Source organism: Miniphocaeibacter sp. (genome assembly GCF_049276255.1).
GTDB lineage: Bacteria > Bacillota > Clostridia > Tissierellales > Peptoniphilaceae > Miniphocaeibacter.
Window position 1 is genome coordinate 1 of record NZ_JBASWB010000050.1, and the last position, 21,660, is coordinate 21,660.

Sequence of the window (21,660 nt, forward strand, 5' to 3'; positions counted from 1 at the left end):
GCTGGTAAAAAGTTTGGTTTTTATGATAAACAGATATACTTAACAAAAAACAAAGATTATCCTATAAGTTATAATACAGTTGATTATAAATTTAATAGTATGAAAATTGATGGTGTTAAAACTACAATATCCACTATTAACACAAGTAAAGATAGTATTGATGTGGAAATATATTTAACTAGAATTACAGATAATAGAAATATAACGGTAGATTTTAAAGCACCTACTGAAATTAAAAACAAAATAAAAATTAGTTCAACAATTGAAAATTTTGGTTTAAATAAAGAAATCAAAATAAAAGAAGGAGATTATACTGTTACTTTTACAAATATTCCTGATGATTATGAGGTAATTGTAAGAGATAGTGGTGGAATTGTTATTGAAAAAGATGAAACCAATAGTACAAAAACAAAATCTGTCTATAAAATTGCTTTAACAAAAACAGCAAAAGTTGAATTTGGACTAAAAAGTGAAAATTATAAAGTTTTAATAGATGCACCTAGAATTTCTAGTAACGAAAGAGGTTTAGAAGAATTTAATGTTTATACAACTCCTAGTACAGATGTAAATATTAAATTAGTAGATACAGTAGCTAGTAATGAATTAGCAACTAAAACAGTAAAAACAGATTTAAATGGTAAAGCTACAGTTAAATTAGAAAATACCGGAATATTAACAAGAGGAGTTGCTGTAAAGGCAACAGCAGAAAGCAATAATTTAGTTGCAGAAAATTCAGTGAAGGTAAATTCTGAAAAAACAAATTTAGAAGTAAAAACTGAGGAAATTAATATAGGTGATAAGAAAATTACAGGTACTTCAACAGGTACTTCTGTAAAGGCTTATGTATATAATACAAGTACTAAGAAATTCACTGAGTTAAATGAGGCTAAGGTTTCAAATGGTAAGTTTGAAATAGAATATAAAACAGGTTTTGTTAATGATGACCAAGTTTACATTAAAGCTATGAACTCTAAAGATAAGGGGGTATATACCGTAATAAAAACAGCTTCTTCTGTTGAAAGACTATATGGCTCTACTAGATTTATTACAGCAGTAAAAATAGCAAAGGAATCTTATCCAACAACAGATGCAGTTATTATTGCAAATGGATATGTTTCAGCAGATGCTTTAACAGCAGGACCTTTAGCTAATGAGTTAAACGCTCCAATACTTTTAGTAGAGAAAGACTTTGTTGCACAAGATGTTGTTAATTACATTAAGGAATCTGGAGCTAAGAAAATATATATAGCTGGTGGTTCAGCTTCTGTATCTGACAAGGTAGTAAGAAATGTAAAACCTTCTGCAAATACAGAGACTGAAAGAATATATGGTTCTGACAGATACGAAACATCACTAAAAATAGCTGATAAATTAGTTAAAAACCATGATTATAAAAAATCAGTTATTTTTGCTAATGGTTTAAAGGATAAGGATGCTGATGCCTTAGCAGCGTCAACTTATGCAACTCAATCTAAACAAGCTATTATTTTAACGAGAGAAAAAGCAACGACAGATAAGGTTAAGACAGGCTTAAAGTCTTTAGGAATTACTAGTGCAGAAATAGTTGGTGGCTCTGCTTCTGTTTCAAACAAGGCTGTTACTGATGCAGGTTTAACTGTTGGAGATAGAATTTCTGGCTCTAACCGTTATGAAACTTCTCTTGAAATTGCGAAAAAATTAGAAAATGTTAATTCTATTATAATTGCAAATGGTTATAAATCTGCAGATGCTTTAGCTTCAGCTTCTTTAGCTAAGACTAAAAATGCAGCAATCCTATTGTCAACAGAAAATAGTATTACCGATTCTCAAACAGAATTTATTAAGGGTAAAAAACCAATAGGAACTATTTATATAGCTGGTGGTCCTAAATCTGTATTTGAAATATTAGAGACAAGCTTAGAGGAATTAATTAAATAATTTTAAAATACCGCTTCTTAGGAAGTGGTATTTTTTTATTGCAAAAAACAGGGAATAGTTACAAAATATTAAGAATAAGGGCTTATTCTTAATAAAAATAGGCAGAATAGGTGGTCATTCTTAATTTTATGAGAAGAATGACCACCTATTCTGCTTTTTTAATTTATTAACTAAGGCTATACAATTAATTTACCTAGGAATTTACTGCAGCTGCAAGAAAGGCGTAGTATTGGTAAATTTAGTTGAACAAATTGTTAAGGAGAAGGATATTTCCAAGGCCCATATTGTTGTTGAAAGTTACAAGCCCTTGTTAATTTCTGGAATAAAAAAATACTATAATAAAGCTAATTTATTTGAAGACCTGTTACAAGAGGGGGTTTTGGAAATTTGTCAGGCGATTTTAGATTTTGATGAAAGTAAAAATATTCCATTTTCAGGCTATTTAAAGTCTAGAATATACTATTTTTATTTAGGCAAAAACAATGTTAGGGATGACTTTGTTTCTTTAGATGAAGAAGTAGAAGGTGGAGAAAATATTTCTTTACTTGATTTAATTACAGACAAGACAAATATAGAGGAAGACTACAATATTAGGGAAAGAAACAAAATCCTATACAGTGGACTAATGGAGCTTACTGAAAATCAAAGAAATATTATTGTTGATTTTTATTTTAATAAGATGAGTTTAAAGGAAATAGCCAGTAAATATGGTAAATCCTACAGGACTATTGTAAATACTAAAACTAATGGATTAAGGAGTTTAAAGAAATTTTTACTTAATAATGGTAACTTTTAAGCTTTAAACGAATATATAAATAGGAGGTGAGAAAATGAAGACTGTAGAAAAAGTTAAATTAAAAATCGCTTTTACTATTAATGATGGAGAGAAAAATGTAAACAAGTCAAAAACCTATTCTTCAATAGACAGTGAAGCAAATGATGAAAACTTAAAAAAAGCAGGAGATGCTGTATTAACTTTAATTGAAGGGGACAATAAGAATGTTTACAGAATTGAAGAAGCTATTTTAGGTTAAGGTAATTAAAGTTTTGAAAGGAGGTAGGGATGAATAGTTATATAATGATGAAATTTGCAAATGATTTTGATGAAACTATGCAGTTAAAAGTAGATAATATTAAATCTGGTTTAACAGATGAAGTTGTTAAAGCTGCTATTTTAAATATTGCAGATTCAAAGGTTTTACAAGGGAAAATAGCTACTATGAATAAGGCAGTTGAAGCTAAGTTAGTAGAAACTACTTATACAGAATTTGATATAGCTTAATTAAAGGGAGCTTTGCTCCTTTTAATTTTTTAAAGGAGTGAAATTATGGAAGAGATTTTAGGATATATTGCTAATATTGGTTTTCCTATTGTAATTACAGTTTTTTTACTGGCTAGAATTGAAAACAAGTTGGAAAATCTTTCTAACAGTATCCAAGAATTATCAACGGTAATTCAAAGTAAAAAATAAAACATAGGTGCTCTTGTAATATACAGGGGCACCTATTTTTGTTTTAAACTGCTATTATAGTTAGGATTATATTGTATAATATTAGTTGGGGGGGATAGAATGAGAAAAAAATTAATCGGTTTATTGTTAGCCTTATCAATTTTTAATAGTTTTTGTCCTATTATATCGAAGGCTAATAGTAGTTTAAATGTTACAAGATATACTGGTAAAGATCGATATGAAACGGCTATTAATATAAGTAGAAGGACTTTTAGTAACTCTAAGTATGTTATTATTGCCAGTGGTGAAGATTATCCTGATGCTTTAGTAGGGGGAACATTAGCTGCTCAAATAAATGCACCAATTTTATTAGTAGAACAAAACAAGGTTTCACCAGAGGTGTTAGAAGAAATAAAAAGATTATCGGTAGAACAAATATATTTACTTGGAGGTACAAGTACTGTTTCAGCTAAATCGGGAGATATTTTAAAGGAAACAGGAGCAAAAGTCGAAAGGGTATACGGAGCAGATAGAGTTGAAACTGCAAAAAAAATTGAGGAAATAAGATATAATTTTGCTGAATACATAATTCCTGGAGATTATTATGCTGTTGTTGATGGTGGATATTTTGCCGATGCTTTAGCTGCAGCTCCTTTTGTAGGGCAAATGGATCCTGTTACCTATTTATATCCCTACATGAAAAATATAAGTTCTGGTAAGTCATATTATATGGTATTTGGTGGAACATCTTCTGTACCTAAGGGCTATAATGAAAGAATTAGATATGCTGGGAAAAATCGTTATGAAACAGCTATAAAAGTTGCAGACGCTTATAAGACTCAATTAAAAAAGGACATTGATACTATAATTCTTGTAAATGGTAATAAATTTCCAGATGCACTAGCATCAGCACCAGTGGCTAGTATGAATAATGGAGCGATTTTATTAACGGAAAGTAAAAAAATATCGGCTGAAACTAGGGACTATATTTTAAATAATAGAAATATTGAAAATATTATTATTGTTGGTGGAGAAAATTCCGTTTCTTCTAATATTGAAAATGAATTAAAAGCTATAACTAGATAATTATATTATTGAAAGGCCTTATACTTAATTTTAATTAGGTATAAGGTTTTTTTATTGCAAAAACTCTAGATTACAAAAAGATAACAAAATATTGTTTTTTGTTAGGATATTGTAAGGTAAAATTAACCGATTTGTAACCGTATAGTAACTGGTTTGTAATTTATTAGACAATATCATTTGTTATAATACATTTGTAATAAAAAATAAGGGGGAAAGAAAATGAAAAAAAGATTTAGAATTGGAAGCTTGGCATTATCGTTAGCTATTATTTGTGGTTCTTTTATTCCAACAATTGCTCAAGCAGACGACAAGGTAGAAACAAAAAACATGGAGGTAACAAGAATTGCTGGCTCTGGAAGATATGAAACAGCTGTGGTGGCTAGTGAAAAAACATTTAAAAAGTCAAAATATGCAGTTGTTGCAAGTGGAGAAAGATTTGAAGACGCTTTAGTTGGAGGAACTTTAGCAACTCAAATAGAGGCTCCAATCCTATTAGTAGGAAAAAATAATGTTCCAAGTGTTGTGTCTAAGGAAATTAAAAGACTAGAAGTTGAAAAGATATATTTATTAGGTGGTACTGCTACAGTTTCTTCAAAGGTTGAAAATAATTTAAAACAAGCAGGTGTTACTGTAGAAAGATTAGCTGGTAGAAATAAAGCTTATACAGCTCAAGAAATTGCAAAGGCAAGAGCAAAACACTTAGGAATTGATACTTCCTGGACTGAATTTGCAGCAATAGACGGAAGTAGTTATGCAGACGCTTTATCTGCAGGTCCTTTCGTTTCACAGCTTGATAAGTTCATTCCTCTAATTCCAATTGAAAAAGGTAATACTAATTCAGCTCATACAATAGCTTTTGGTGGAACTAATAGGGTTACAAAATCAACTTCAGAAAAAACAAGATATGCAGGCCCTAATAGAGAAGGAACAGCTGTTGAAATAGCTAAAGCATATAAAGAAGAATTAAATAAGGATATTGATACTATTGTTCTTGTTCATGGATATGATTATCCTGATGCCTTAGCTTCTGCTCCAGTAGCTAGTATAAACAAGGGGGCAATATTATTAACAAATGCTAAAGTACTTTCTAAAGAAACAAAAAATTATATAACTAGCAATAAGAATATTAAAAATATAATTATTGTTGGTGGAGAAAATTCTGTTTCTTCAAATATTGAAAAGGAGTTAAGGGCTTTAAAGGTAGAAGTTCCTGTTAAAGAAACTGAAGAAGTAAAACCTACTAACCCAGTTGAAGAAACTAAACCTATGGAAGAAACTAAACCAGTAACAGAAGATACTTCAACTAACACAACAGATAAGAACGAAGCAAAAACTTCCAAAACAGAAAAATAAGAAAATAAATAATTTTTTAAAGCTATATGATATTAAGTCATATGGCTTTTTTTTGTTAGGATATTGTAAGGCAATTTTAACTATTTTGTAATTATATAGTAACTATTATGTAAACTTTAGTCTTAATATTTATTATATACTAAAGATAATATGAAAGGGGAAGGATTAATATGAAAAGAAGATTTAAATTTCTAGCTTTTTTTATGGCTATGTTTATGGTAATTGGATATTTGCCAAATAGTTCTAAGGCAGATAATAAGATAGATTTTCAAATTAATTTACACGGACCAGCTAAGGTTGTTGATAGATTTACCATAACAGTAGAAGGGAAAAATGTTAAAAATCAAATGCAGAAAGTTAGTAAAAATTCTGCTATTGCTATAAAAAATCCTACGGACTATTATATTGGAAGTTTTAGCAACGACTATTTTCAGTTTGGAAGTATGCATAGTGAAGATTATAAAGTAGGAAGTAAGAATGAAGTAAGGGACTACTATTTAACTGACTTACATATTTTTAATAAAATTATTGTAGATACTCCAATAATAGGAAATAAGGAAGTAAAGGTTTATGGTGTTCCTGGAACTGAGTTCACTTCTTATGTTCATAATTATAAAACCTATGAAAATTCAGAAATAAAGACAGGTATTATTAAGGAAAATGGTATTGGAATAATTTCTTTTGACAATTCTTTTAAATATAATGAAGAAGTAAGGGTCTATACCAGAGGGGATTTTGTTTATTACGATAGTTATCCAACTAATAAAACAGTAGAGGATTTAGACTTAAGGGTAGATTCTATTTCAGTAGGAGATAGTAAAATAAAGGGAAGGGCAAAAGGGAATTTTACCCTATATATTATTGATACAATAGAAGAAAAATCCTTCAATTATTCTGTAAAATTAAATAAGGGTAATTTTACTATTCCAGTTAAAGAAATTAAAGAAAGTGATATTATTTTAGCTAAGTCTTATTCAGGAGATTTCGTTACTAATATTAATAAACTAGATATTTATAGTGAAGAAAGTGAAAAAATTACAAGACTTGCAGGTGCTGACAGATTTTTAACTTCTTTAGAAATAGCAAAAAAATCATATCCGACAACGGAAAATATTGTCATAGCCAATGGCGATATTTCAGCTGACGCCTTAGCTGCAGGACCTTTAGCAAATGAATTAAATGCTCCAATTCTACTGGTTAAATCGGATAGTATGAAAGAGGAAATACAAGATTATATTGAAAAGTCCGGTGGGGAAAAAATATATATTATTGGTGGAAGAGCTTCTGTTTCAAAATCAATAGAGGATTTACTAGGTAAGTTAGGAAAGGAAAATGTTGAAAGAATTTCAGGAAAAGACCGTTATGAAACATCTACTAAAATTCTTAGAAAGTTAAAAAATGATTTTTCTTATGGAAATTCTGTTATTATAACAAATGGTTTAGAAGACAAAGCTGCAGATGCATTGTCAGCTGGACCTTATGCTAGGGAGAATAGGCAGGGTATTGTTTTAACAAATGGAAAATATTTAGAATCCCATGTAAGAAAAGAATTAAGGGATTTAAATATTAAGTCAGCCCTTATAGTAGGTGGAAAATCAACAGTTGATGATGATGTTTTAAAAAACACCAATATTAATATAAGTAATAGAATAGCCGGAAGTAATAGACAGGAAACAGCTTTAGAAATTGCCAAGAAATTAAAGGTAGTAGACACAGTTATAGTTGCAAATGCTTATAAGGCACCGGATGCATTATCTGCAATATCCTTATCTAAGGTTGAAAACGCACCTATTATTTTAACTGATGAAAATAGTTTAACAAGTTCACAGGAAAAATATATTATTGGTGTAAAAGAAAAAGGCCAAATGGAAAAAATATTTATAGTAGGTGGAAAATCATCTATAGGTCCTAGTATATATAAGAGATTAAACAATATATTACAATAAAGATTTAAGCTATTTGTAGGAAATAATAGAGCTAGGTTTGAATTTGAAAATTTTGTAAGGATATTGTTAGATATAATTAATATTTTTGTAATAATAGATTAATTAAAATATGTTATTCTAGTATAGAAGTTATGAAAGGAGAAGGAAACTTTTCTTACAATAATTTTGACCCCAAATTAATGCACCCTTATCATTTATTGATAGGGTGTATTTTTTTATGACCTAACCCAATTTACGAAGTAAATTGTAGGTAGGTCAAAGGCAACCTGTTATCCAAGGTTGGCAGAAGCTTGGCAAGAACAGTCTGCGTAAAGATGAAAGTCATAAAAAACATTAAAAACGAAATAAAACTTATAATCAAACTATCCACCCAATTAACGAAGTAAATTGTAGGTAGGTCAAAGGCAACCTGTTATCCAAGGTTGGCAGAAGCTTGGTAAGAACAGTCTGCGTTAAACTGAAGAGCATAAAAACCTTAAAAAACAAATTGTAGGTAGGTCATATTTAATACAGAAAAAGTCTTTTATGGTATAATAAATAAACATTTAGTTTTAACGGAGATTATTATGGCTATAGATATGAAAGAAGTACTGGCACTAGCTGCAGAAGAATTAATTGAAGAAAAGGGAATAGACAAGGTAACTATTAAGGATATTGTTGGAAAATGTAATATTACTAGACAAAGTTTTTACTACCATTTTGAAGATTTTGATGACTTATTTAGTTGGATTATTGAAAGAAACATGGAGGAAGTTTATAGGAAAAGTCGAAAAATAGATAATATGAAGGACTCTATTATACTATTTATTGAATTTGTCTTAAAATACAAGCCTTTGTTTTTGAATATAAAAAATTCTAAAAGACGGGAGGACTTTGAATTTATTATTTCCAAAATTATAAAAAAATATATTGGAAAAGTGCTTTTAGAAAAAAGTCATAAGTTAGATTTACCTGTTTCAGATTTTGAGGTAACTTTAAAATTCTATTCCTTTGGTGTTTTAGGTTTAATTATGAATAGTGACATAGACAATAATAAGGATGAAATAGAAGAATTAGCAGGAAAAATTTGTGATTTATTAACAGGAAAGTTAATAATTTTTAAATAATTGTTTTACAGAAAGACAAAAGTGTAAAGAATCTTTACACTTTTGTCTTTTTGTATTTACAGCCAGTAAATATTGATAGTGGTTAAAGGTCCTTCTTCTTGATATTATAAATTCAATGAAAGGAGTACTTTATGGTAAATGCTACTAATGAATTTTTAACTGCAAAATTATGTGAAATAGACGAAAAATATAATAGGTTAAGAAGTAGAATTTATGAAATGCAATTTTTCAGTCAGGAAGAAATTATAGAAGAATTAGATGAAATTAAAATTTTGTATAGTCAGTTAGAAGAAGAATTAGTTAATTCTTCTAAAAACAGCAAGTCGGAATATGTAAGGGAGCTTGCTAAGGCACAAGTGGATTTTAATAAGAGAGTAGTAAAAATTCAAAAAAGTATAGATGATTTATTTTTTGATAATAATGAAGAAATAGACGAAAGAATATTAGAAAGTATTATTGTATATGCAGAATTTACCTTAGATATGGCCTTATATTCTATGATAAATGTTATATATAATTCTCTAATAGCTTCAAATTATCAGTTAAATTTTAATAAAAAGCATTCAGAGGAGGAATATAAATGAAAGAAGTAAAATCACCTAAAAAGTCCTTGTTATTTTATTATATTATTGTCTTAGTCGTAGTTTTGTTATTGAATATTTTAATTAAACCATTAATTTTGGAACAAAAAGTAAAAGAAGTAGACTATGGTACATTTATGAAAATGACAGAGGAAAGTAATATTAAGGAAGTAGAGCTTTCATCAAATGAAATAGTATTTTCAGATAAGGGCGGGAATTTCTATAAAACAGGAATAGTAAATGACCCGGAATTAAACGATAGACTCTATAAGGCAGGAGCTAAATATTCTGCAAAAATAGTACAACCAACATCTCCAATATTATCCTTTTTCCTATCCTTTATTGTGCCTTTAGCAATATTTTATTTATTTGGGGCTTATATGTCTAAAAAAATTATGTCTAAGGCTGGTGGGGGAAATGCCTTAACTTTTGGAAAAAGTAATGCAAAGGTATATGTTCCGTCAGAAGAAGGAATAAGTTTTAAGGATGTTGCAGGTCAAGACGAGGCAAAGGAAAATCTTGAAGAAATAGTGGATTATTTACACAATCCTAAAAAGTATTCTAAGGTAGGAGCAAATATGCCAAAAGGAGTTCTTTTAGTTGGACCTCCAGGAACTGGTAAAACTATGCTTGCCAAGGCTGTTGCTGGTGAATCGAAAGTTCCGTTTTTCTCTATGTCTGGTTCTGAATTTGTTGAAATGTTTGTTGGTATGGGAGCTTCTAAGGTAAGGGATTTATTTAAACAGGCTAAGGAAAAAGCTCCATGTATTGTATTTATAGATGAAATAGATGCAATAGGAAAAAAACGTGATGGAAATATTGGTGGAAATGATGAAAGAGAACAGACCTTAAACCAATTACTAGCTGAAATGGACGGTTTTGAAGGTAATACTGGAGTAATTTTACTAGCTGCTACAAATAGACCTGAGTCCTTAGACCCGGCATTAACAAGACCTGGACGTTTTGACAGAACTGTACCTGTTGAACTACCGGACTTAAAAGGCAGGGAAGAAATTTTAAAAGTACATGCTAAGAAAATTAAGGCAGAACCTGGAATTGACTATAGTATTATAGCAAGAATGGCAGCAGGAGCATCAGGGGCAGAACTGGCTAATATGATAAATGAAGCAGCTTTACGAGCTGTAAGAGACGGAAGGGATATTGTTAAACAAGAGGATATTGAAGAGTCTGTTGAAGTTGTAATTGCCGGTTATCAAAAGAAAAATGCCATACTTTCAGACAAGGAAAAACTAATTGTTGCCTACCATGAAGTTGGCCATGCTCTAGTGGCAGCCTTACAAACAAATTCGGCACCGGTTCAAAAAATTACAATTATACCAAGAACTTCAGGAGCTTTAGGTTACACTATGCAAGTTGAAGAAAGTGACAAAAACTTACTTTCAAAAGAGGAGTTGGAAAATAAAATTACAACCTTAGTTGGAGGTAGGGTAGCAGAGGAAATAGTATTTAATACTATTACTACAGGAGCTTCTAACGATATTGAACAAGCAACTAAATTAGCCAGAGCCATGATTACAAGATTTGGTATGAGTGAAGAATTTGGAATGGTAGCCTTTGAAACAGTTACTAACCAATACCTAGGTGGTGATGCATCATTAGCATCTTCCCCAGATACTCAAAAAGAAGTTGATAAAATGGTAGTAAGATTAATTAAGGAGCAGTACGAAAAAGCAAAATCTATTTTATTGGAAAATAGACAGAAGTTAGATGAGATTTCTAAACATCTTTATGAAAATGAAACTATTTCAGGTGAAGAGTTTATGACAATATTAACAGCTAAATAGAAATTTTAAATATCCTTAAATTAGTAGACTTATCTATTATTTTAAGGATATTTTTGTATTTATTTTGTAGTAATTACCTGTAGTCTAAGTACTGGAATTTAGAAATATAATAGGAAAAGTAAAAAAGAGGGAAGAACCCTCTTTTACTAATTTGTGTTGAAAATTCTTAAGGCGTTAATATAACCAAATTTCTCCATTTCATTATACTTCCAACCGTCTTTTTCTAGGGCATCAAATAGTAATTGCATATTTTCTGCTCTTTCAATATCCATAATATCGGCCCAAGTTCCATCGAAGTCCGTACCTATGGCAAGAATGTCCAAGCCACCGATATTTTTCATATGATTAAGGTGTTCTACCATTAAGTCAATAGAAGAATGGTTACCATCTTTTTTTAAAAATCTTGGAGAGAAGTTAAGGCCAACAACTCCACCGGCATTTCCAATAGCCTTAATCATATCGTCTGTAAGATTTCTTGGATGATCTGCTAAAGCTCGACAATTTGAATGGGTTGCTATAAAGGGTTTTTTAGAATGCTTAGCTATATCCCAAAATCCACCGTCGGATAGGTGAGAAACATCTATTACTATTCCAAGTTCATTCATATAGGAAATTGCCTCTATACCAAAGTCCTTTAAACCCTTGTTCATAATATTTTTATCAGTTGAATTTGGAAAGCCGAAGCAATTTTCATAATTCCATGTTAGTGCAATTATTTTAACTCCCAAATCATGAAAATATTTTAAATTCTCCATTTTACCATTAACGGCCCTTCCGTCTTCAATAGTAAGTATGGCAGATATTAAACCCTTACTATTATTTATTTCAATTTCTTTTCCATTATTTGCCCATGTAATTAAATCATTATTTTCAGAAATTTCTTTTCTTAGTCTTTTACTGGCAAGTTCAATATAAGCCATATCGGAATTATTACCGTTAGGAACTAATTCTTCAGAAACTTCTACTCCGGCTAAATCCCCTGCAACAGGCATCCAAATAGCAAAACATTGAGCCATTGTTTCCGCTTTTTTTAAGCCGACTAAGTCTAAAGCCAGTTCTTTGTTTTCTCTTAAGGAACTATTTTCCCCTTGTTGTATAAGAGGAAGAATAGTGTCACAATGTAAGTCTATATATTTCATATTTTCACCTATAATATTTTTACCCCTACAAAAGCCCAAACTATTATGAATATTACAACCGGAATTATACTAATCCAGTTACCTTGTAATACTTTTTTCATATTACTGGAATGAGCTATTCCCATTTGTCCAACTAAATTTGAAGTTGGATAAATACTACCGGTAAGCCTTGTTGCAGCAAGTAATGAAATAGCAAACATCTCCATTGGTAATTTAGCATTTCTTGCCATTTCACCAAACATATCGGAAATTATTTGAATTTCTGAAACTGCAGCCGCTTCAATTCCTAATCCACCTGTTATACTGGAAATTAACATTACAGAAGTAGCTCCGATACCGTTGAAAGCATTTTCTATAAAGTTAGCTAAGGCTTCAAATCCACCGGCTACTGTAACAAGATTTAAAAGAACATCTATTGTTACAAATATTAAAAATAGTTCCGCCATACTGGCAACACCGGAAATAACTTCAGTTTCCGCTTCTTTTGGCTTAATTCCACCAACAATAGAAACAACTACTATTAATACAACCATTACTAAAATAGCGTAACTTGTTCCTTGTTTTGCCAATATACCGTAAAGAACCAAGGCTATAAAACTAAGTAGGAATACTATTGTAGCAATATTCTCCCTTTTAGTTGACCGGTTATTTTCTACCTTCATATCTTCTGTTATTTCATAACTTTCAGTTCCGACAGTTTGTTTTTGCACTCTATTTGCTCCAATCCAAGTACCAATTAACCAAAGTACTCCAAAAGGAATTGCCGCAAATAACATAAAGCGTCCATAGGAAAGACCGGTAACATCTAAGGTCATAATTGTTACTCCTGTTAATGGTCCCCAAATAAGACCAACTTCACCGGCGTTTTTTAATATTAAAGATGCAGCCGATGGAGTTATTCCAACTGTAGCAAGTATTGGAATAATAATTGGTGCAACAACAGCATTACCGCCACCTAATGTTCCCAGTAAACCACAAATTACAATGGAAACAATTATAATAACAAGTTTTGCTTTAGATTGAGTGTCAACTCCAATTCTTTTAACTATCCAATAAACTAGAGTTTTTGTAATACCTGAGCGATTCATTAGTTTTCCTAACCCTGAGCCTAACATAATAATGAAACCAATAATAGCAACAGAGGAGCCAAGACTTGTTGCAAAATTATCGGCCATCATACCTAGGCTTTGTCCTGTTATAATTGCACCGGCAAAAATACCTACTAAGGTAGCCATTAAATTTGATTGATTCATAAAAATTAATACTATGTAAATCAACAATGGTATTAATCCCCACAATGATGGACTATTAATCAATGCATTTGTACCAAGTTCCATAATTTTTTCCTCCTTTATATTTATATTATCATAATACTATATTAATGTAACTTAAAATAATAATTTAAGAAATTTACAACAATTAATATATAATAAATATTTAAAATTGACCTCGAACATATGTTCTGATATAATTTAAGCACTGGAGGGATATATGTATTCTAAAGATGATATAATTGCTCTCGAACCAAAATATGTTAATGGAATTGGAAATATTACTTATATATATTTACTAGACGGCTCCCTAGTAAAAGATAACAGGAGGATTTCTACAATTTTTAAACAGATGGCAAGGTTTGATTTACTTGATATGGAGCAAGTTAGGTTAATTATTAAAAAACATCTTTATATAAAGAAGAATATTCCTTATGTTTATAATAAGGAAAATATATTTGTACCAATAAAAACAAGAAAACCAATTTGTAAAAATGATGGAGCTTCTACATATATAAAGATTTCTGCTATTAAAAATATTATTGGAAATAAAATTTACTTAGTAAATGGAATAAATTTTAAATCCTTAGAAAGTAAAACTACTATTGAGAAGAAAATAAATAACGGAAGGTTGTCGGCGCTAATAATAGAGGAAAAAAATTATATTGTATGTAATTAAGAGCAGAAATGCTCTTTTTTTAGTTACTATAAATTTATAAAACAATTTTTATTTAAATAGTGATTTTATAATAATAAATGGGTATTAAATAATTTACGGAATTAAATATTAATGATAAAAATCACATTATGTAATATAATTTTGTGTTATAATTACAGTTATATAAGGGGGAGTAATTTTGGCTGATTGTAATTCAAATTGCTCAGATTGTAGTCAAACATGTTCAGACAGAACTGCACCAAGCAGTTTTTTAATACAACCTGATGAAAGTACTAAAATAAAGAAAATAATAGGAATAGTAAGTGGTAAGGGTGGAGTTGGAAAATCTTTAATTACCAGTTTATTAGCTTCTGAAATGGCAAAAAAAGGTTATAAGGTTGGTATTTTAGATGCTGACATTACCGGTCCAAGTATTCCTAAATACTTTGGAATTCATGAAAAAGCCTATGCAAATAATGAAGGTAAAATAATTCCACAAGTTGCCGAGAATGGTGTAAAAATAATAAGTGTTAACTTAATATTGGAAAATGAGGAAGATCCTGTAATATGGAGAGGCCCAATTATAGCAGGCGTAGTAAAACAGTTTTACCAAGATGTTATTTGGGGTGAGTTAGATTATTTATTTATAGATATGCCACCGGGAACAGGTGATGTACCATTAACAATTTTCCAATCATTACCAATAGATGGAATAGTTGTTGCAACAGCACCATCGGATTTAATTAGTATGATTGTAAAAAAAGCAGTGAAAATGGCTACTATGATGAATGTAGATGTTATAGGAGCTGTAGAAAACATGAGCTATTTAAAATGTCCTGACTGTGGAAAAGAGATTGCAGTTTTTGGAGAAAGTAAAATAGAAGAAATAGCAAAAAATGAAAATATAGATACATTTAGTAGAATTCCAATTAATCCGGAAATTTCTAAGGCAACAGATGCCGGTAGGATTTTTGATATAAAAGAAAATTATTTATTTGATATAGTAGATAAATTGGAAGTAATTTAATAGTTATAGTAGGAGAGGGGAAACCCTCTCCTTTGTTTTTTACTTTTTTTACTTTTAATAATTGATTTTAAATTAATGTTTATTGATTTATTATTAGAATTATAAATTTTCAAACTTTTTTAAACTTTAAATCTATAATAGATTGATTTTTCTAAAAAAGAGAAAGGCTAATTAATAGGCTTTAGTTGATGATATTAGGAAAAAGTATTGTGCCTGGCACAATCACCTAAGATTTGACCATAAAAAACTAATATTTTACGATATATGTAATAAGATATTGAAATCGTTATCTTAAGTAGAATAATAAAACAAAACAAGCAAAAGAAATGATTTATAGCTAATAGTATACAGAAATTGTGGCAATTGTTACAAAATAATAAGGGTGGGAAATTAAGTATTTAGTATTAATAAAATAGTTTAGGTAGAAGAAGTTACAACTATTTTAAGATAATTGTTATATTGAACTTTAAACAAGGTGTATAAAATATAGTATAACGACAATGGTACTTAATAGGAATAGAATTATAAATGCAAAAGGAGGTAAATTGTGAAAAACAAAAGAGTGATTTCTTTTATTTTATTAATTGCCATCTTAATGGGAAATTTAAATGTATTTTTTACAAAAACCTATGCTGATGACAATATAGTAAGGAAAGAAACGACAGAAACGACAGAAGAAAATGAACGGAAGGAAAGTGTTGATGAAGAACTGAAAGAAGTACCCATTGAGGACGGAGAGGAAATTGAAGAAGTACATAAGGATGAAGAAGAGGAATTAGAAGAGGTACATATTGGAGATGAAGAGAAAGTATCTTCAGATTTAGAAGAAAATATTCCTAATAATATTAACGAAGAATTTGAAATGGGTGACAATCTAGATCATTTAGATGGTCCTGTGGAAATTGAGGCACCGGAAATAAAGTATGATATTTATCCGGAAATGCCGTTTGAAAATACAAGAGTTAAAAGAGATTTAGACGGACTGGCACCAGGTGAAGTAAAAACATATAAAACTGCAGAGCCTGTACCAGGAAAGGTAAATACTTGGGATGTAACTGTTAGAGTTGAAGGCAGAGATACAGAAAAAACTTCAGATATAGTTCTTGTAATAGACAGATCAGGAAGTATGAAAGACAACGGAAGAATGGTTGCAGCAAAAGAAGCTGCTAGAAACTTTACGAATATATTATTGCCAGGCAATGGAAAAACTCGAATAGCGGTGGTTTCCTTTGCGGATAACGTTAGGGTAAATCAAGAACTTACAAATAATAAAAACGTGGTTCTAAGAGCTATTAATAATTTGAATGCTAGAGGTGGAACATTTACACAAGCAGGAATTCGCCAAGCAGAGGCAATATTAGCCAATTCTGATGCAGATATAAAAAATATAGTACTTTTATCTGATGGGGTACCAACTTATAGTTATAAAATCCATAATCCTAGAACATATACTGAATGGTTTGGTAAAACCGTTATAGACATTGGTTGGATATTCCCAAACTATGTAGAATTTGACGCTTATGAAACGATTAAAACAATTCCTAAAGAACAGTTTGACTATGAGAAAACAGTTGGAACTGGAAAGGTATTGAGAAACTCTTTTGAAGAAGATAATGAAAATAGAAATATTTATTATTACAATCATGGCAATAGTGCCATAGCAGAAGCTGGTTTTGCTAAAAGTGATAATTATCTACTCTATACTATAGCTTTAGAAGTAGAAGAAGTTGGGGAATATATTCTAAATGAAATGGCAAGTCCGGGAAAAGCCTATACAGCTAATCCTGAGGATCTGAGTACAATTTTTGGAGAGATAGGCGGAGAAATTGCTGCTGCTGTAAAAAATGGAAAAGTTACAGATCCTATGGGGCAAGGTTTTATAGTAATTGGTCCGGCAGAAAATATTACAGTAAGTCAAGGAACATATGAATATAATGAAGTTACAAAGACCATAGATTGGAATATGGGTACCTTGACACAATCTATTAAGCCAGGATCTGATATAAAATATGCAGAATTAAAATATAGGGTAGAAATTGATGATGACATATTAACTGCAAGACCTGATGAAGATGGAAGGTATCCTACTAATGGAGATACCATATTAGAATATACAAATATTAATAATGAGACAAATAAGGAAATATTTGTTTCTCCTAAAGTAAAGCCCACTATTATAACAATAGAGAAAAAACTTATAGATAGTTATGGAAATATTTTATCAGGAGAAAATGACAATAGAATATTTGAAATAACAGTTGGAGATAGTAAGTATAATTTAAAAGCAGGAGATAAAAAAGTTTTAACAAAGCTTGAATACAATAATAATTATACCGTTTCTGAAACAGGATTTACAGGAGATCCTGCTCATAGTAGTGAGGATTATAATACAGTAATAAGTCATGAGAGTTTTACTATAAGGGAAAATGAAGAGTTTCCAAATACTGACATACTAGTTACTAATACAGAAAAATCAGATGGAGAATTAACAGTAAAAAAAGTATTTGCACCGATATCTGATCAAAATAGATTTAAACGTAATACACCACCTATATTTACATTTGAACTGATTGGCCCTATAAGAGATGATGGGACAAGTGTATTAGAGGGAGTAGAAGGTTTAACTAAAACGGAAGATGGAAAATATATATTTATATTATTAGCCAATACAGAATTTACTTTTAGCAATTTATCTTATGGGGAATATACGGTAAAAGAAATAGAATCTCATGGTTTTGAACCAACTTATTCACCTGAAAATGGTAAAGTTTCACTATCAATAAGTAATAAAAAAACTGAGATAGTGGTTACTAATACGCCAAAAGCAGATGACCAATATTTAAATCTAACTATAAAAAAAGTTTGGGATGATGAGAATAACCAAGATGGGTTGAGACCAAAGGAAGTTAAAATTCAATTAACAGCAGATGGTGAAAAAGTAGGGGAACCAATAGTATTAAATAATAGTAATAGCTGGACATATAACTGGAAAGACAAATTGCAGAAATATAAGTCCGACGGCTCTAAAATACAATATGACGTTGAAGAGTTAACCAGTTGCGTAGGATATGAAGATCCTGTTTACAAAAAAGAATATAATGATACAAATACAGAAAAAACTATAACTATTACAAATAAACATGTTCCAAAAACTATAGACATAGAGGCTACTAAGACTTGGAATGATGATAATAATAGAGATAAAAAACGACCGGAAAGTATTACTATAGAGCTATATAAGACCGTTGGAGAATCTGAGGCGAAAAAAGTAGAAGGTAAAGAGCAAGTTGTAACAGAAAAAACAGCTACAGATTTAGAAAAAAATATATGGGCTTATAGTTTTGAAAACTTACCTGCAATGGAAGATGGAAAAGAAATACTATATTCTGTAAGGGAGAAAGAAGTAGATGGATACACTCCAGAATATATAACCGGTGGTTCTTTAATAAACACATATAATCCTGAACAGATAAATGTGGATATAGTTAAAAGTTGGCAAGATGGAGATAATCAAGATGGAACTAGACCAGAAGAAGTGGAAGTTGAGCTATATGCAAATGGAGATTTAAAGGACTCTGTGAAATTAACAGCAAAAACAAGTTGGTTTTATAGCTGGTCTAATTTGCCAAAAAACCATGAAGGAGAACCTATTAACTATACTGTTAAGGAAAAAAATGTTCCGGAGGGATATAAGACCACTCAAGAAAAATCACCAACAAGTGGCTTGATTACCATAACTAATACCTATACTCCAAAAACTATAGATATTTCAGGTATCAAAACTTGGGATGACAATGATAATGCTGAAGGAAACAGACCTGAGAGTATAAAAGTAAAATTATTGGCAGATGGAGAGCCAGTAGTTCAAAAAGAAGATTTAACAAATCCAATAGAAGTAAAGCCTGATAAAGATGGTAATTGGAAATATAGTTGGATAGGACTTCCAAAATATAAGAATGGTAAGGAAATAAAATATAGTGTTAAAGAAGAAGAGGTTTTAAATTATAGTCCAGAATATAATTCAGAAAACTATAATATAGTAAATAAATATACTCCAAAAACTATAGATATTTCAGGGATGAAAATATGGGAAGATAACAATAATCAAGACGGTTTAAGGCCAGAAAGCATTACAGTAAATCTGTTGGCAGATGGAATAAAACTAGAGAATAAAACATTAACTGTAAAAGAAGATGTAGAAGGCAATTGGAAATATAGTTGGACAGGACTTCCAAAATATAAAAATGGTAAGGAAATAAATTATACTGTAATAGAAGAAAAGGTAGAAGGTTACACAACTAGCATTACCAATAAAGAAAATATATTTACTATAATCAATTCACATACTCCAGAAACAATAAATATATCAGGGACTAAAACTTGGCATGACAATGATAATCAAGATGGTATAAGACCGAAAGAAATAGCAGTATTATTACTCGATGGTAATGCAATTAAAGTTGAAAGAGATGATAACCCGGCGATTGTAAGACCTGACGAAGAAGGTAATTGGAAATATAGCTGGGAAGGACTTCCTAAATATAAGAATGGTAGGGAAATAGGATATAGTTTAGCAGAAGTTAGAATTGAAGGATATACCTATACTGTTGATAAGTTTAATTTAACTAATTATCATATTCCAGAAACCGTAAATATAAAATTAACAAAAGAATGGCTAGGTGGACCAACGAAAAAACCTGACATTACTTTTAAATTAAACAAGCAGGTTGAAGGTGGAGAAATAACAGAAGTCCCAGATAGTCAAAAAGTATTGACTGAAGGAAATTCTGAACTGATATGGACAAAATTACCAAAGAATGAAAAAGGTAAGGAAATAAAATATACTATAGTTGAAGGAAAAATTGATAATTACACATCAGTAATTAAAGAGGTAGAAAATACAGATAATGTTAATGAGAAAAACTTTACAGTAACCAACACTTATACATCACCACAAGGTGAATTTACAGCAACTAAAGTTTGGGATGGTGACGAAGAAGTAATTCGTCCAGAAATGGAATTTACCCTGTATAGAAAAGTTGGAGAAGGTACTGAAGAATTAGTAACAGGCGCAGACGTAAAGAAAGTAGATGGAACAACCCTAACAGCAAAATGGGATAACTTAGATAAGACAGATAGTAATGGTAATGAATACACCTACTTTGTAAAAGAAGACTTTGCAAATAAAGATGAAAATACAAACGAGAACTGGACTTTAGGTGAATATAACTTTACAGATAACACAATCACCAATACAGTTAGAAAAGGTGATGGAAAACTTACCATAAACAAAGTACTAAATAATGAATTAGAAACAGCAAGAGCAAAAAGAAGTATATCAGCTCAAGCGGTATTTGAAGTAAAAGTAACAGGACCATATGGCTACGAAAAAACAGTAGATATAAAGGCAGGAGAAAAAGTAGAATTAACCGGTCTATACTATGGTGAATATACTATTACAGAAACAAATGCTAATGGCTATGTAGCAACTTATAAAGTAGGGGAAGCTGATGCAACAACAGCACCTGCAAAAATTGTTTTAACAAATAAAACTGAACAGGGAACAGAAAATGAAGCAAAAGTTACTGTTATAAATAGTAGAGCTGGTGGAACCGAAGATCCAAACGAAGTAAAAGTAACAATCAACAAAGTTTGGGAAGGTGGAAAAGAAACAGATACAACTATTAATCTACTAAGAAAAGTAGTAGTAGAAGAAAATGGTCAAGAAAAAGAAATGCTAGATGAAGACTTTAAAGAAGAATTTAAAGTAACGAAAGACAAGACTAGTGAAACTTTTAAAGACCTAGCAAAACACGATAAAGAAGGAAGAGAATATCAATACTATGTAGAAGAATCAACAGTACCAGAAAACTACACAGCAACAATAAGTCCAGAAGGAGCAGTAACTGGAAAAGACTTGAACTTTACAGTAACCAACACATATAGTAGTCCAGAAGAACCAAGTGAACCATCAGTTATACCACCACCAACAATTAAGGAAATAACCTTAGTAGGTGGTAGAGCAACATTAACTGAAAATGTAGAACGTCAATTAGCAGACTTTGTACAATACAGACTATCTGGTAAAGACCGTTATGGTACATCAGTAGATGTAGCAAAAGAATATAGCAAATCCAATATAGTATTACTAGCAAGTGGAGAAAAATATACAGATGAATTAACTGCAACAGTACTTGCAAATAAACTAGGTGCACCAATAATGTTAACAAGAAAAGATGCTGTTCCAGCAGAAGTAAAAGCTGAAATTAACAGACTTGGAGCGACTAAGGTAATATTAATAGGTGGAAATGCTTCTATATC

At 30.5% G+C, this 21,660-nt stretch carries 16 protein-coding genes; 14 read left to right on the forward strand and 2 right to left on the reverse strand.

Annotated elements, in window-relative coordinates; all coding sequences use genetic code 11:
• The 11 genes from WAO56_RS05290 to ftsH form a co-directional block, all read left to right on the forward strand.
• Nucleotides 1-1,917, forward strand: a 1,917-nt coding sequence (locus tag WAO56_RS05290) for a cell wall-binding repeat-containing protein (RefSeq protein WP_422146295.1), incomplete at its 5' end; no start/stop codon positions are given.
• Nucleotides 1,918-2,146: 229 nt separating this feature from the next.
• On the forward strand, nt 2,147-2,713 hold the full coding sequence (locus WAO56_RS05295; RefSeq protein ID WP_422142800.1) for a sigma-70 family RNA polymerase sigma factor: 567 nt from the start codon (nt 2,147-2,149) through the stop codon (nt 2,711-2,713).
• Nucleotides 2,714-2,747: 34 nt separating this feature from the next.
• A complete protein-coding gene (locus WAO56_RS05300; protein ID WP_422142799.1) occupies nt 2,748-2,951 on the forward strand; it encodes a hypothetical protein in 204 nt (67 codons plus the stop codon).
• Between the two features lie 29 nt (nt 2,952-2,980).
• A complete protein-coding gene (locus WAO56_RS05305; RefSeq protein WP_422142798.1) occupies nt 2,981-3,199 on the forward strand; it encodes a DUF2922 domain-containing protein in 219 nt (72 codons plus the stop codon).
• Nucleotides 3,200-3,244: 45 nt separating this feature from the next.
• The gene (locus WAO56_RS05310) at nt 3,245-3,388 is read left to right on the forward strand and encodes a YvrJ family protein (protein ID WP_422142797.1); all 144 of its coding nucleotides are present in this window, start codon (nt 3,245-3,247) and stop codon (nt 3,386-3,388) included.
• A gap of 99 nt (nt 3,389-3,487) precedes the next feature.
• Complete coding sequence (locus WAO56_RS05315) at nt 3,488-4,453, forward strand: cell wall-binding repeat-containing protein (protein ID WP_422142796.1); 966 nt, start codon at nt 3,488-3,490, stop codon at nt 4,451-4,453.
• A 219-nt stretch (nt 4,454-4,672) separates the two neighbouring features.
• Nucleotides 4,673-5,806, forward strand: coding sequence for a cell wall-binding repeat-containing protein (locus WAO56_RS05320; RefSeq protein ID WP_422142795.1), 1,134 nt, complete (start codon nt 4,673-4,675; stop codon nt 5,804-5,806).
• Nucleotides 5,807-5,976: 170 nt separating this feature from the next.
• Nucleotides 5,977-7,752 carry a cell wall-binding repeat-containing protein gene (locus WAO56_RS05325; RefSeq protein ID WP_422142794.1) on the forward strand — a complete coding sequence of 592 codons (1,776 nt, stop codon included), beginning with the start codon at nt 5,977-5,979 and terminating at the stop codon, nt 7,750-7,752.
• A gap of 566 nt (nt 7,753-8,318) precedes the next feature.
• Complete coding sequence (locus WAO56_RS05330) at nt 8,319-8,858, forward strand: TetR/AcrR family transcriptional regulator (protein ID WP_422142793.1); 540 nt, start codon at nt 8,319-8,321, stop codon at nt 8,856-8,858.
• A 131-nt stretch (nt 8,859-8,989) separates the two neighbouring features.
• Nucleotides 8,990-9,442 (forward strand): hypothetical protein, encoded by a 453-nt coding sequence (locus tag WAO56_RS05335; RefSeq protein WP_422142792.1) that lies wholly within the window; start codon nt 8,990-8,992, stop codon nt 9,440-9,442.
• Nucleotides 9,439-11,244 carry an ATP-dependent zinc metalloprotease FtsH gene (gene ftsH / locus WAO56_RS05340; protein ID WP_422142791.1) on the forward strand — a complete coding sequence of 602 codons (1,806 nt, stop codon included), beginning with the start codon at nt 9,439-9,441 and terminating at the stop codon, nt 11,242-11,244. Before WAO56_RS05335 ends, ftsH begins: the two co-directional genes overlap by 4 nt.
• Nucleotides 11,245-11,390: 146 nt before the next feature.
• Here ftsH and WAO56_RS05345 read toward each other — a convergent pair whose 3' ends face one another.
• Both WAO56_RS05345 and WAO56_RS05350 read right to left on the reverse strand, forming a co-directional pair.
• Nucleotides 11,391-12,383 (reverse strand): dipeptidase, encoded by a 993-nt coding sequence (locus WAO56_RS05345; protein ID WP_422142790.1) that lies wholly within the window; start codon nt 12,381-12,383, stop codon nt 11,391-11,393.
• An 8-nt stretch (nt 12,384-12,391) separates the two neighbouring features.
• The gene (locus tag WAO56_RS05350; protein ID WP_422142789.1) at nt 12,392-13,720 is read right to left on the reverse strand and encodes a TRAP transporter large permease subunit; all 1,329 of its coding nucleotides are present in this window, start codon (nt 13,718-13,720) and stop codon (nt 12,392-12,394) included.
• Nucleotides 13,721-13,874: 154 nt separating this feature from the next.
• Between WAO56_RS05350 and WAO56_RS05355 the strand changes: the two genes are divergently transcribed.
• From WAO56_RS05355 to WAO56_RS05365, 3 genes are all read left to right on the forward strand, one after another.
• Nucleotides 13,875-14,333 (forward strand): hypothetical protein, encoded by a 459-nt coding sequence (locus WAO56_RS05355; RefSeq protein ID WP_422142788.1) that lies wholly within the window; start codon nt 13,875-13,877, stop codon nt 14,331-14,333.
• A 178-nt stretch (nt 14,334-14,511) separates the two neighbouring features.
• Nucleotides 14,512-15,339, forward strand: a complete 828-nt coding sequence (locus WAO56_RS05360; protein ID WP_422142787.1) for a P-loop NTPase — start codon at nt 14,512-14,514, stop codon at nt 15,337-15,339.
• Nucleotides 15,340-15,886: 547 nt separating this feature from the next.
• The coding region (locus WAO56_RS05365) for a Cna B-type domain-containing protein (RefSeq protein WP_422146296.1) at nt 15,887-21,660 on the forward strand (5,774 nt) is incomplete at its 3' end.